14 protein-coding genes are annotated in these 13,254 nt (G+C 63.1%); 13 read left to right on the top strand and 1 reads right to left on the bottom strand.

The features are described 5' to 3' along the window. Nucleotides 1-17 precede the first annotated feature (17 nt). On the top strand, nucleotides 18-170 hold the full coding sequence (locus CN538_RS26060) for a hypothetical protein (RefSeq protein WP_422917556.1): 153 nt from the start codon (nucleotides 18-20) through the stop codon (nucleotides 168-170). Nucleotides 171-274: 104 nt separating this feature from the next. On the opposite strand, the gene CN538_RS07240 is transcribed toward CN538_RS26060, so the two are convergent. Next, nucleotides 275-1,459 carry an S-(hydroxymethyl)glutathione dehydrogenase/class III alcohol dehydrogenase gene (locus CN538_RS07240; RefSeq protein WP_106418996.1) on the bottom strand — a complete coding sequence of 395 codons (1,185 nt, stop codon included), beginning with the start codon at nucleotides 1,457-1,459 and terminating at the stop codon, nucleotides 275-277. 244 nt (nucleotides 1,460-1,703) lie between these two features. On the opposite strand from CN538_RS07240, the gene CN538_RS07235 reads away from it, so the two are divergent. The 12 genes from CN538_RS07235 (at nucleotide 1,704) to CN538_RS07185 (ending at nucleotide 13,254) form a co-directional block, all read left to right on the top strand. Next, nucleotides 1,704-2,795 carry a CobW family GTP-binding protein gene (locus CN538_RS07235; protein ID WP_106418995.1) on the top strand — a complete coding sequence of 364 codons (1,092 nt, stop codon included), beginning with the start codon at nucleotides 1,704-1,706 and terminating at the stop codon, nucleotides 2,793-2,795. 306 nt (nucleotides 2,796-3,101) lie between these two features. After that, nucleotides 3,102-4,136, top strand: coding sequence for a TRAP transporter substrate-binding protein (locus tag CN538_RS07230; RefSeq protein ID WP_106418994.1), 1,035 nt, complete (start codon nucleotides 3,102-3,104; stop codon nucleotides 4,134-4,136). 157 nt (nucleotides 4,137-4,293) lie between these two features. Continuing rightward, the gene (locus CN538_RS07225; protein ID WP_106418993.1) at nucleotides 4,294-4,713 is read left to right on the top strand and encodes a TRAP transporter small permease; all 420 of its coding nucleotides are present in this window, start codon (nucleotides 4,294-4,296) and stop codon (nucleotides 4,711-4,713) included. A gap of 2 nt (nucleotides 4,714-4,715) precedes the next feature. Further along, nucleotides 4,716-5,972, top strand: a complete 1,257-nt coding sequence (locus tag CN538_RS07220; protein WP_207233661.1) for a TRAP transporter large permease — start codon at nucleotides 4,716-4,718, stop codon at nucleotides 5,970-5,972. A 77-nt stretch (nucleotides 5,973-6,049) separates the two neighbouring features. Next, complete coding sequence (locus tag CN538_RS22315; RefSeq protein WP_242495768.1) at nucleotides 6,050-6,727, top strand: alpha-hydroxy acid oxidase; 678 nt, start codon at nucleotides 6,050-6,052, stop codon at nucleotides 6,725-6,727. After that, nucleotides 6,610-7,182, top strand: a complete 573-nt coding sequence (locus tag CN538_RS22310; protein ID WP_242495767.1) for an alpha-hydroxy acid oxidase — start codon at nucleotides 6,610-6,612, stop codon at nucleotides 7,180-7,182. The genes CN538_RS22315 and CN538_RS22310 overlap by 118 nt, the downstream gene beginning before the upstream one ends. A gap of 104 nt (nucleotides 7,183-7,286) precedes the next feature. Continuing rightward, a complete protein-coding gene (locus tag CN538_RS07210) occupies nucleotides 7,287-7,958 on the top strand; it encodes a GntR family transcriptional regulator (RefSeq protein ID WP_106418992.1) in 672 nt (223 codons plus the stop codon). Nucleotides 7,959-8,439: 481 nt separating this feature from the next. Next, the gene (locus tag CN538_RS07205; protein WP_106418991.1) at nucleotides 8,440-9,330 is read left to right on the top strand and encodes a transketolase; all 891 of its coding nucleotides are present in this window, start codon (nucleotides 8,440-8,442) and stop codon (nucleotides 9,328-9,330) included. Continuing rightward, a complete protein-coding gene (locus CN538_RS07200; protein WP_106418990.1) occupies nucleotides 9,327-10,337 on the top strand; it encodes a transketolase family protein in 1,011 nt (336 codons plus the stop codon). Before CN538_RS07205 ends, CN538_RS07200 begins: the two co-directional genes overlap by 4 nt. Nucleotides 10,338-10,399: 62 nt before the next feature. After that, nucleotides 10,400-11,419: a TRAP transporter substrate-binding protein gene (locus tag CN538_RS07195; protein ID WP_106418989.1), complete on the top strand. Its 1,020-nt coding sequence runs from the start codon at nucleotides 10,400-10,402 to the stop codon at nucleotides 11,417-11,419. 15 nt (nucleotides 11,420-11,434) lie between these two features. Continuing rightward, nucleotides 11,435-11,998 carry a TRAP transporter small permease gene (locus CN538_RS07190; RefSeq protein ID WP_106418988.1) on the top strand — a complete coding sequence of 188 codons (564 nt, stop codon included), beginning with the start codon at nucleotides 11,435-11,437 and terminating at the stop codon, nucleotides 11,996-11,998. Further along, complete coding sequence (locus tag CN538_RS07185) at nucleotides 11,995-13,254, top strand: TRAP transporter large permease (RefSeq protein WP_106418987.1); 1,260 nt, start codon at nucleotides 11,995-11,997, stop codon at nucleotides 13,252-13,254. Before CN538_RS07190 ends, CN538_RS07185 begins: the two co-directional genes overlap by 4 nt.

The raw sequence follows: 13,254 nt of genomic DNA, 5'->3' as shown, positions 1-13,254 counted from the left end.
GCCGTGTCGGTCTGGGGATGGGGCTCACCGCCCTGCTGGCACTGCTGGAATCGCTCGGCGGGCTGCTGCTCTCCTACTACGCCAACCTGCCTGCGTCGTCGTGCATCGCCGCGCTGAGCTTCGGGCTCTATGCGTTGAGCCGCCTGCCCATCCGCGCCCTGCGCCTGTGACACCGTGCTACGGAGAGAAGATACCGCAAGCCACGCTCACGCCAACGCCCGACTCCATTGAGCCGGGCGTCCCTGCGACCTTGGACCGAGCAAAAGCGCCGTGATCAGGCGGGCTCGGGGGTCTTCTTGTTGTCGCCGAGGGTCACGCCGGGTAGATCGCCGGTCATCGTCTCCTGCGGCTGGTAGTGGATCACCGAGCGGATCGCTTCACCGCGGTGGAGCAGATCGAACGCCGTATTGATGCGATCGTGGGTCATGTTATGGGTGATGTAGGGGTCGACGTCGAAGCGTCCAGACAGCCACTCGTCGACCATGCCCGGCAGCTCCGAACGCCCCAGCACGCCACCGAAGGCGCTGCCGCGCCAGACCCGCCCGGTGACCAGCTGGAACGGCCGCGTGGCGATCTCCTCACCGGCGCCGGCGACACCGATGATGATGCTCTCGCCCCAGCCCTTGTGGCAGCACTCCAGCGCCGCGCGCATCAGGCGCACGTTGCCGACACACTCGAAGGAGAAGTCGACGCCGCCGTTGGTCATATCGATGATCACCTCGTGCAGCGGTTCGGGGTGCTCGTTCGGATTCAGGCACTCGGTGGCGCCCAGCGACTCGGCCAGGGCGAACTTGGCCGGATTGACGTCGATCCCGATGATCCGCCCCGCGCCCTGCAGCTTGGCGCCCTGGATCACCGCCATGCCCACCGCGCCGAGGCCGAAGACAGCGACGGTATCCCCCGGCTGCACCTTGGCGGTGTTACGTACCGCGCCGATGCCGGTGGGCACCGCACAGCCCATCACGCACGCCTTGGACAGCGGCGCCTCGGGGTTGATCTTGGCCACCGCGATCTCCGGCAGCACGGTGTACTCGCTGAAGGTGCTGGTGCCCATGTAGTGGCGCAGCATCTTGCCCTTGTAGGAGAAGCGGCTGGTGCCGTCCGGCATCAGCCCCTGCCCCTGAGTCTTGCGAATCGTCTGGCACAGGTTGGTCTTGCCGGACCGGATATAGGGGCAGTTGGGGTCTTCCGGGGTGTAGAGCGGGATGATGTGATCGCCCGGGGCGACCGAGGTCACGCCCTTGCCGACCTCCTCGACGATACCCACGCCTTCGTGCCCCAGCACGCAGGGGAAGAGCCCTTCGGGATCGCGCCCCGAGAGCGTGAACATGTCGGTGTGGCAGAGGCTGGTGGTGACGATCCGGACCAGCACCTCGCCCGCCTTGGGCCCTTCGAGATCGATCTCTTCGATCTCCAGCGGGCGATTCGGCTCCCAGGCAATGGCGGCGCGCGTTTTCATGAGGACCTCCGACAAACGAAAAAGTGAGGCAAGGCCGTAGTGACCCTGAATCGTGGCTACTGAGTCGTGGCTATTGAGTCGCGACCCTGCGGGCATCACGCCAACGGGCCGACACACCAGCTACGTGGCGATATCGACATGATCCGCTTTAGATACGTTATAACATAACAATAATGACATGCTATGGTATCCCGACACAAAGCTTCCCATCGACGACACGTATCCACTCTCTGGTCCGCCTGCCATGCCCAAGACCGCAACGCCCCCGATCCCCGTCACCCTGCTGACCGGCTTTCTCGGCAGCGGCAAGACCACCCTGCTCAATCGTCTGGTCCGCCAACCCGACATGGACCGCACCCTGGTGATCATCAACGAATTCGGCGAGATCGGGCTCGATCATCGCCTGTTCAGCGCCACCGATGAGACCGAGGTGGTGGCGCTGGAGAGCGGCTGCCTGTGCTGCACCATTCGCGGCGACCTCGCCCGCACGCTACGCGATGCGCCCTGGCGCTACGCCCGGGAGGGCCGGCGCCAGTTCGACCGCGTGGTGATCGAGACCACCGGCCTGGCCGATCCGGCGCCGATTCTGCACACTCTGATGACCGAGCCCAGGCTGATCGGCCAGTACCGGCTCGATGGCATCGTTACCACCGTCGACGCCGTCCACGGCAGCGCCACCCTCGACCACCACGCGGAAGCGCTCAAGCAGGCCGCCGTAGCCGACCGCCTGCTGCTGACCAAGGCCGACCTGGCGCCTCTAGAGGCGCTGGCAGCCCTCGCCCGGCGCCTGGGCGAGATCAATCCGGGGGCCGGCCAGCGCCGGGTGATCCAGGGTGAGATCGAAGCCAGCGCCTTGACCGGGCTGGGCCTGATGGGGGCAGACGGCACCCGCCCCGATCTCGCCCGCTGGATCGACGCCTACGCCCAGCCACCGAGTCTGGCCGGGCTGGCCTTCAGTGCCGGCCCCACGGCTGCCGGGCCACTGCTCACGCCGGTGAGCGGCGACGCTTCCGATCCCGCCCGGGACCCCAACCGCCACGACGACTGCATTCGCGCCCACTGCTTCACCCTGGACGCACCGATCGAACTCGGCCGCTTCGAAGCCTGGCTCGAACTGATGGCGGCCCTGATGGGCGAGAACATGCTGCGCATCAAGGGCATCCTCAACCTCGCCGGGCACGAGCGCCCCACCGTGATCCACGGCGTGCAGCACATCTTCCACCCACCGGTGGAGCTCGACGCCTGGCCCGACGAAGACCGCCGCTCGCGACTGGTGTTCATCACCCGGGATATTCCGCGCGAATCGCTGGAGAGCGTGCTGGTGGCGGTGAGCTGATACAGCCGATACCCAGCACGACCCGCAGGCCGTGATACCTGACACCGGCATCCATCTCCTCCCGTATCTCCCCCCGTATCTCACCCTCGCTGTCGGTGGCCTTGAGTCTAATGCAGACACAAGGCGCCGCTGTGTAACGCGATTGGCCTGACAGCGGTCGCTTGAGTCGTTCGAAACCCTCTGTACTAAGACAAAGGTCTCTCTCGTATCTGCGCATCGAGATACTAGTATATCAGTTGTCGGTCGCCTCCCAGCGGAGCGCCGCTTTACGCTGCTTTCCTGCCAACAATGAAAAAGGCACCCGCGATGAAAAGAATCCGAAAAGCGAGACCTTTCTCGCGCTTGACCACGCTATTTATAACGACGGCCACGCTATTTATAACGACGACCACGCTCCTGCTGAGCGCCACGGCCACCGCGCAGAGTCATGCCACGATCAAGGTGGCGAGCTACTTCGCCGAGGATCACCCACAGAACGTCGCCATCCGCGATGTATTCAAGCCCTACGTCGAAGCGCACTCGGATATGCAGATCAAGATCTATCCGAACAGTTCGCTCGGGGATGAGAGGCAGTACACCAATGGGGTCAGGACCGGCAGCATCGAGATGGCGATCTCGGGGATGGGGCTACAGACCGCGGACCCACGCATCGGCTTCCCGGAATGGCCCTTCCTATTCAGCGATTATGACCAGGCACAGAGGCTGTTGAACGGGCCGATCAGCCAAAAGATCGATCCGATATTCCGCAAGCTCGGTGCAGAACCATTGGCCTGGACCGCCAACGGTTTTCGTGTGTTCTCCAGCAACAGGAAGATCACCAGCCTGGACGACTTCAAGGGCTTCAAGCTGAGGATGCCCAATCTTTCCCTCTACGTTCAGGTCGGCCAGGCGCTGGGTGCCAACGTGCAGACACTGGGCATGTCCGAGGTCTATCCAGCCCTCGAGCAGGGTGTCGTCGACGGACAGGACAATCCGCTGGCCACGCTCTATCGCTCCGGCTGGTACGAGGTGCAGAGCCACGTGCTCGACAGCCGCCACATGTTCAGCCCCAACGTCTATCTCATGAACAAGCGCTTTTACGATGCGCTGAGCGATGAGGACAAGGCGGTGATCCAGGAGGCAGCTCAGCGCGCGATGGAGAAGGAGTGGGCGTTGATGCGCAGCACCGATGCCGAGATCAAGGACAAACTGATCGACGCCGGCCTCGACATCACCGAACCCAGCGACGCCTTTCACGCTGACATGGTAGCGGCCATGCAGCCGATCTACGACGACTTCATCCAGCGCTACGACTGGGCCGAGGCCTGGCTGGATGAGTTGCATCAGCAGCTCGAGCAGTGAGCGCCTATCGATGAGGGGACGCGCAGCCCGCGCGCCCCTTCTCACAGGGGATGGGAGCACATCATGCAATTCGATCGATATCTCGAATGGCTGGGCAAGCCGATCAAATTCGCCATCGCCGTGGCACTGGTGCTGATGGTCGGCTTCGTCTTCGCCAATGTGGTATTGCGCTACGTATTCGACCAGCGGGCTGACCTGGTCGAGCGAGGTCGCACGCTATCTGTTCGTCTGGGTAGTCTTCCTCGGCTCGGTGCTCGCGGTTGCCGAGCACAGCCATCTCGGCGTCGATCTGCTGGTCGGTCGTCTACCGCTCGGAATACAGAAACTCCTGTTCGGCTTCGCCGTCGTGCTCATCGTCGGCGTCATGGCGCTGATCGTCGAAGGCCTGCTGCTGTTGATCGAACTCAATCGCGGCATGACCGGACCTGCGACCGAGATTCCGATCAACAACTATTACTATGCAGGGCTGATCTCCGCCGTGCTGATGTCTTCGATCCTGATCTATCAGGCCGTCGCGTTCGTGATCACGGGCCACCATGGCCCCGCGTGGCGCCGGCCCAGTTCGCGGAGCCCATAATCATGACCGTCATCGTCTTTCTGGGCGTGCTCTTCTCGCTCATGCTGATCGGCATGCCGATCGCTTTCGCCATGCTCTGCGCCGCCGTGGTGATGATGTGGACGCAAGGGATGTTCGATGTCACCACCCTGGCGGAGTACTTCATCACCGGCGCCAACAACTTCGCGCTGATGGCAATTCCGTTTTTCATTCTGACCGGCGAGATCATGAACGCGGGCGGCATCTCGACACGCATCGTGACCTTCGCCTCGTCCCTGGTCGGGCACGTGAAAGGAGGATTGGGCTACGTCGCCATCCTTTCCGGGGTCATTTTCGCCGGCCTTTCAGGCTCGGCGGTGGCGGACACCGCAGCGCTGGGCGCGATTCTCATCCCCATGATGGTGGCCCAGGGCTACGCCAGGGATCGAGCCACCGGATTGGTGGCCTCCGTGGGTATTCTCGGTACCGTACTGCCGCCCAGTATTCCCCTGATTCTCTATGGCGTGGTGGGTGGCGTCTCGATCACCGGGCTGTTCATGGCCGGTATCGTGCCTGGTCTGATCATGGCGCTGGCGATGACATTGACCTGGTGGGCCGTGTCGCGCAAGGCCGGCATGGCACGGCTGGAGAAGGCCGGCTGGCGTACCCGTGGGATCGCGTTCAGGCGCGCGTTCTGGGCCCTGCTGCTGCCATTGATCATCATCGTCGGGCTACGCGGCGGCGTCTTCACGCCCACCGAGGCCGGCGTGGTAGCGGCCGTTTACGCGTTCATCATCGCCTCGCTGCACCGCGAGCTGAGAGCCGGCCAGCTGCTGGATGTGCTGGTCGGCACGGCCAAGACCACCGCCATCGTCATGCTGATCGCCTCGGCGGCGATCGTCACCGCCTACGCCATTACCGTCGCCCAGGTTCCGCTGCAGATCGCCCAGGGCTTGAGCAGCCTGACCGATAACCCAACGCTGATGTTACTCATCATGCTGATTTTGCTGCTGTTCGGCTGCGTGATGGACATGACACCGGCCGTGCTGATCTTCGCCCCGGTACTGATCCCGGTGGTGCAACAGTTGGGCATAGACCCGATCTACTTCGGCATTCTGATGATCATCAATCTCTCCATCGGCCTGATCACGCCACCGGTGGGCACCGTGCTCTACGTCGGCTGTAGCATCAGTCGAATCAGCCTGATGGAGATCACCCGGGGTATCTGGCCCATGCTGATCGTGTACTTGGGCATATACTGCTGCTCATTCTGTTCCCGCAGCTCGTGCTGGTACCGCTAGACGTCCTGCATGCCCGCTAATCGTCAGGAGACGACATGAGAAGAGTCTTTCCCCGCCACAGACGCTTCGAGCGGGCCATGAACATCGATGAAATCGCCGCAATCGCCCGGCGACGTCTGCCCAATTTCGTCTATGAATACATCGAGGGTGGGTCTGACGACGAAGTCAGCCTGGCCAACAACCGAGCCATCTTCGAGCGCTATCGCTTCACCCCCAGAACCCTGACCGATGTCAGCCAGCGCAGCCTGACTTGCCAAGTACTGGGACGAGAGATCGCGATGCCGCTGATCATCGCGCCCACCGGGTTCAATGGCATGATCACCCGCGATGGCGACATGAAGCTGGCCCGTATGGCGGCCAAGTGGCGGATCCCTTTCACCCTGAGCAACGCCTCGACCACCGCTCTGGAGGAGATCGCCACGGTCGCTGAGAGCTGGAACTGGATGCAGATCTATTTCTACCGCGACCGAGACTACGTAGAAAAACTGATGGCGCGCTGCGAGGCCGCGGGCTTCGACACGCTCGTCATCACCACCGACAGCGCCATCTACGGTAACCGAGAGTGGGATGCTCGCAACTACACGCGCCCGCTGGTGCTCGACTGGTACAACAAGCTCCATACCCTGACCCGGCCGGGCTGGATCAAGGATGTGCTCTACCCCAACGGCGTGCCCACCTTCAAGAATCTCGGCGATCTCCTCCCGCCGGCGAAACCTCGGTCCAGGGCGCTGCCGCCGCCATTGGCCGTCATCTGATGCCATCGCTCAGTTGGGCGGAGATGCGCTGGCTGCGCCAGCGCTGGCCCGGGAAGTTACTCATCAAGGGCATCCTGTCGGTCGAGGAGGCGCGCCAGGCCAGCGCAGAAGGCATCGATGGCATCGTGCTCTCCAATCATGGTGGCAGGCAGCTCGACGGCTCCGTGTCGCCGCTGGAACTGGTCGCCGAGGTGCGCGCGGCCGTGGGTGACGCCATGACGCTGCTGCTCGATGGCGGCTTCAGGCGCGGCAGCGATGTGCTCAAGGCACGCCTGCTGGGGGCGGATGCCGCCATGCTCGGGCGTGCCACGCTCTATGGCCTGGGCGCGGGGGGTGAAGCCGGTGTCGATCACGCACTGCGACTGCTGCATGCGGAGCTGGATCGCGATCTTGGCCTGCTGGGTTGCAGTAAACTCGAGGAACTGGATGATTCGCTCATGCGCGAGTCGCGCTGAGGCCTCTGCCCGCGCGCTGTAAGGCATGCCAGAGAGCCTGCCTTACGCGGTGTAGCGCGTTGTCAGACGGATCGTCCTATCATCGAGAAAGAGAGGTTGCTTGCATGGCAGACCAGTGGTCGAAGAGATTCGCAAGCGACCAGGCCTACATCGAGATTCGCGACAAGATCATCACCACGGTGATGAAGCCGGGAGAGAAGATTTCCGAGAAGGCGCTGGCAGAGGAGTTCGGCATCAGTCGCACGCCGGTGCGCGAGGCGCTCATGCGACTGCGCTACGATGGACTCGTCGACATCCTGGCGCAGCGCGGTACCTATGTCTCACCCATCCGACCGGATATCGTCAGGGCGGCACACTACACGCGCTCAGTACTCGAATGCTCCCTGGTTCGGGATGCGGCCAAGTCGTGCACCGACACGCAGAGTCTCGAACTACGCCACAACCTGCAGCGCCAGCAACTGGTCGAACAGCAGCAGCGTCCACTCTACGAGATCGAAAGCCTCGATGAAGGTTTTCATCAGTTGATCGCCGAGATCGCCGGCCAACCCGCCGTATGGCAGACCATCTACCACGTGCAGCTGCATATCAATCGTGTCAGAACGCTCTTTCTGTCGACACAGCGCGTGCCGCCATTGATCCAGGAGCACGCTGCGATCATCGCGGCGCTAGAGCAGCACGACGCCGAGGCAGCCGAAGCCGCCATGCGCGAGCACCTGGCCTATATGGACAACAATATCGAGTCGCTGGCGCACGATTACTCGGCGTATCAGGCCTGAACCCAGACGAGACCAACCGGCTCGCGCCGCTCATGCCCCCGGCGCCGCCGCGGTAACGACCCGGCGCTGGAGAGCGTGCTGGTGGCGGTCCCGTAAAAACGCCCCGCGGCACCGAGGTTTTATCGATGCCTGTCCTATCGATGCCTGTCCTATCGATACCACGAGGCGCTCTCGTCTCATACCTGCTGCCAGCACTCCTTAAATGGTTAACCATTAGTCTCAGCCTGGCAGTATCCGGTCCCCTCCAGCCCCCTGCCTGGACGTACCTCGCCGTAACAGGTGAGCGTTATTCAAAAATTCCATAATTATTTGATAGTAATATAAATTTTTTAGAGATTGCGTGACCGATTCTTCCGTTCAGACGGGATTGAGTCGATTCACTCGCTTCGGGTGATGGCGCTGCTGCGACCAAAGTCGGTCTTCTTTTCACTGCAGGCCCTCATTACCGTGAATTGGTAAACCAATTTACGGAATCCGTTCTATGCAGCCGGCTACCCACCGCGTGATCGCCCCCGCCGACATCCCCGCCCTTCGACGACACGCCTATCGAATCCGTCGCCATGCGCTACTCATGGGAGAAGTGCAGGGCCAGGGTTACGTGGGTCAGGCGCTGGGCATCGCCGACGTTCTCGCGGTCGCCTACTTCCGTGCCATGAACCTGCGCGCCGACGACCCCGAGTGGGAAGAGCGCGATCGCTTCCTGCTGTCGATCGGTCACTACGCTATCGCCCTCTATGCCGCGTTGATCGAGGCAGGCGTCATCAGCGAGAGCGAAATCGAGAACTACGGCAGCGACGACAGCATGCTGCCGATGTCCGGGATGGCGGCCTACACCCCCGGCATGGAGATTACCGGCGGCTCGCTGGGCCACGGGTTGGGAATCGGTGTCGGGATGGCGCTCGGCCTGAAGCGCAAGCAGAGCCATTCGCGCATCTTCAACCTGCTCTCCGACGGTGAACTCAACGAGGGCTCGACCTGGGAGGCCGCCGCCTCGGCCGCCCACTGGAAGCTCGACAACCTGGTCGCCATCGTCGATGTCAACGATCAGCAGGCCGACGACAAGTCGTCGAGCGTGCTCGGCTACGAACCCATCGCCGACAAGTGGCGCGCCTTCGGCTGGACCGCGCTACGGGTGGACGGCAACGACATCGCCACGCTGGTCGAGGCCTTCGATAGCGCACTGGAAAGCGCCGACGGCAAACCCTGCGTCATCATCTGCGACACCCTGATGGGCCGCGGCGTGCCGCTGCTCGAAAACCGCGACAAGACCCACTTCATCCGCGTCGACGAAGACGAATGGCGCATCGCTCTGAAGCAACTCGACGATACCTACGCCCATTCATCCGACGCCGCAGGGAGCGAGCACTCATGACGACCCAACCGCGACTCAAAACATCCGCGATGATCGCTTCACTGGCGGCGGAAGGTCAGCCGACCACCTCGGCCCCCTTCGGTCACGCCCTGGTCGAGGCGGCCGCGGCCGACGAGCGTATCGTCGGCATGACCGCGGATCTGGGCAAGTACACCGACCTGCATGTCTTTGCCCAGGCCTATCCCGAGCGCCACTACCAGATGGGGATGGCCGAGCAGTTGCTGATGAGTGCCGGGGCCGGCATGGCACGCGAGGGTTTCATTCCGTTCGTGACCACCTATGGCGTCTTTGCGTCGCGCCGAGCCTACGACTTCATCTGCATGGCGATCGCCGAGGAGAGGCTCAACGTCAAGATCGTCTGCGCGCTGCCGGGCCTCACCACCGGTTACGGGCCGAGCCATCAGGCGACCGAGGACATGGCGATCTTCCGCGGCATGCCGAACCTCACCATCGTCGACCCCTGTGACGCGGTGGATATCGAGCAGGCCACCCACGCCATGGTCGCCCATGATGGGCCGGTCTATCTGCGTCTGCTGCGTGGCAAGGTTCCCCGCGTGCTCGATCGCTTCCCGAACTACCGCTTCGAGATCGGCAGGGCGCGCAGACTCATGGATGGCGAGGATGCCCTGATCATCTCCTCCGGACTGATGACCATGCGTGCCGTCGAAGCGGCCGATCTTCTCGCCGAGCGCGGCATGCATGTCGGTGTTCTCCATTCCCCCACCATCAAGCCGCTGGATGCGCAGACGATCCTCGAGGAGATCCAGCGTCATCCCCAGCGCCCCGTCTACGTGGCAGAAAATCACTCCGTCATCGGCGGGCTGGGCGAGAGCGTGGCCGCTCTCTTGATGAATGCCGGCGTACACCCGGAGTTCCACCAGATCGGGCTGCCGGATGCGTTTCTCGACGCCGGCGCACTGCCCACCCTGCATGACCGCTATGGCATCTCGACCCAGGCAGTGGTGAAGACCCTGGCGTCGCGCATCTCGCTCACGCACGCCAGTTGAGCCGGCACGCGCCATAGCGAGGCCTTCACCACGTCCCGTCAGCAACCATGAGCGCAACGACAATGACTAAAGCGACCCTGAAAACGATCCTGAAAGCGATTCCAAAAACCACGGCCCTGGCTGCCGCTCTCGCCGTCGCCCTCGCCGCCACTACGCCGGCGCTGGCAGTGCAGACCCTGCAACTGGCCCACAACGCCGCCGAGGGCAATCCCAAATGGGCAGCCTCCGAGCGCTTCGCCAAGCTCGTCGAGGAGGGCACACATGGCGAGATCCACGTCGACGTGGGCGGCAACGCCCAGTACGGCGATGACATGGAAGCGCTGACCCTGATGCGCATGGGCAGCCTGGCATTCAGCGCCAACAGCCAGGGCCCGGTGGCGAGCATCGTCCCGCAGTTCTCCGTACTGGGGCTGCCGTTTCTGTTCGATTCGTTGCCCACCGCCTGGACAGTGATGGATGGCAAGGTCGGCGACGAACTCAAGCGCTTGGCGCAGGAGCAGGGGCTGGTGCTGCTGGCGATGTGGGACAACGGCATCCGTCACGTCAGCAACAACGTCCGCCCGATCGAGACGCCCGCCGACCTGAAAGGGCTGAAGATCCGCACGCCGCCGGACGAGATGACCGTCGATATCTTCGACGCGCTGGGGGCGACGCCAACTCCGATGAACTTCTCCGAGCTCTATATCGCGCTGCAGCAGGGCGTGGTGGATGGCCAGGAAAACCCGCTGATGAACATCTATTCATCGAAGCTCTATGAGGTGCAGAAGTACATCTCGCTCACCGGCCACAAGTACGAGTCCACGCCGTTGCTGATGAGCAAGATCGTCTGGGACGGCCTCTCGCCCGAGCAGCAGAAGGTCATCCAGAACGCTGCCATCGAAGCCGGAAAGTACAACCGCCAGGCATCGCTCGCGGCCGACAAGGAGCTCCGCGCGAAGATGGAGCAGGCGGGGGTGATATTCAACGAGGTGAATCAGGCGCCTTTCATCGAAGCCACGCGCGGCGTCTACGATGCCTGGCGGCAGAAGTACCCGAAGATGGTCGACATGGTCGTCGAAGCCGCGAAAACCGCGTCACAGTAAACGGGAGCGTTCGCCATGTCTGATGTCATCGCAGGAAGGCATGGCGAACCGGGGCATCCCGGTTCGCCCCCGCTGCGCCTGAAAGCCGCGCTCCATCACCTGTTCAAGTGGCTCGGCATTCTCTCGCTACTGGTGATGTTCGCCACGCTGCTGGCGGCCGTGTTCGTACGCTACGTGTGGGAGACGAATCTCGACTGGACGTCGGAAGTCCCCAACATCCTGTTTCCGTGGCTCACCATGTGCGCGATCGTCGCGACCGCGGCCAAGAACGAGCATATCGGGATCGAGGCGGTGGTCGAACGGCTACCGCAGCCGCTGCGACGCGTGATCGCTCTCGCGACCAACCTGCTCGCGGTCGTCGCCTTCGCACTCATCGCCTGGCACGGGCTGGACGTGGTCGCCATCGCAGGCGGCCAGCGCCTGCCCATTACCGGTATCGCCATGTCGTGGTCCTACTGGTCGGTCGTCGTCGGCTTCGCTGGCCTGGCACTGGTTTCCCTGCTCAACGTTCTCATCGCGCTCGACCGCCGGTTGCCGGTCGCCGAGTCGCTGGCGACCCACGGGGAGGAAGCCTCATGACGGTCAATATGTTGATCTCCTTCGTCCTGCTCATGCTGATGGCGATGCCGGTGGGCTATTCGCTGGTGATCAGCGGCTGGACGGCGCTGTCGGTATTCGGCTCGATGCCTTCGAGCATGGTGGTGATGAAAATCTTCCAGCCGACCCAGAGCTTTCCGCTGCTGGCAATTCCGTTTTTCGTGCTCTCCGGCAGCCTGATGATGTCCGGCAAGCTGGGGCAGCGCCTGGTGGCGCTCGCCTCGATGCTGGTCGGCAAGTACCCCGGCGGGCTCGGCCAGGTCAACGTGGTCGGCTCGACGATCTTCGGCGGTGTTTCCGGCTCTGCCGTCGCCGAAGCATCGGCGCTGGGGTCGATGCTCATCCCCTGGCAGAAGAGAGAGGGCTACCCGGGCGCCTTCGGCGCCGCGGTCACCGCTTCGTCGTCGGTGATCGCCGGTCTGATGCCGCCGTCGATCCCGCTGATCCTGTTCGCCACGGTCTCCAATGTCTCCATCGCGGCGCTGTTCATTGCCGGCGTGCTGCCGGCGCTGATGCTGGCGATCGGGATGATGACCGCCTGCTACGTGACCGGAAAGCGCCGCAACTTTCCCCGCCTCACCTTGAAGTACACCGCACAGGAGGTCCGGAGCATCCTGATCACCGCACTGCCCGCCCTCCTGATGCCGGTGATCATTCTGGTGCTGCTGCGCACCGGTATCGCCACGCCCACGGAGGTCAGCATCATCGCCGTGGCCTACGCGCTGGTGGTCAGTGCGCTGATCTACCGTGACCTGACCCTCGCCCGCGTGGTCGCCGCGCTCTCGAGCACGGTGGTGACGACCGGCATGGTCATGCTGATCATCGCCGCCGCCAATATCATCGCTTACATCCTCACCAGCGGTGGTGTGCCCCAGGCGGTAGCCCAGTGGGCGGTGGGCACCCTTGGCAATCCGATCCTGGTCATTCTGGCGATCAACCTGCTGCTGCTGTTCATCGGCATGTTCCTCGATCTGCCGGCGGCGATCCTGCTGCTGGGGCCGACCCTGGTCTCGATCGCCAACGCCATCGGCATGGATCTGGTCCAGCTCGGCATCATCATGTGCGTGAACCTGAGCATCGGGCTGTTCACACCCCCCATCGGTACCACCCTGTTCGTCGCCTCGGCCATCGCGCGCGAGCGCATTGGCACCGTCGTGCGCGAACTCATCCCGTTCTATCTCGTCGCGATCAGCGTGCTGCTGCTCGTCTCGTACGTGCCCGCACTGATCCTTTACTGA

The organism is Salinicola tamaricis, from assembly GCF_003006155.1.
In the GTDB taxonomy this organism is placed as follows: domain Bacteria; phylum Pseudomonadota; class Gammaproteobacteria; order Pseudomonadales; family Halomonadaceae; genus Salinicola; species Salinicola tamaricis.
This window is presented reverse-complemented; position numbering and strand designations above follow the sequence as displayed.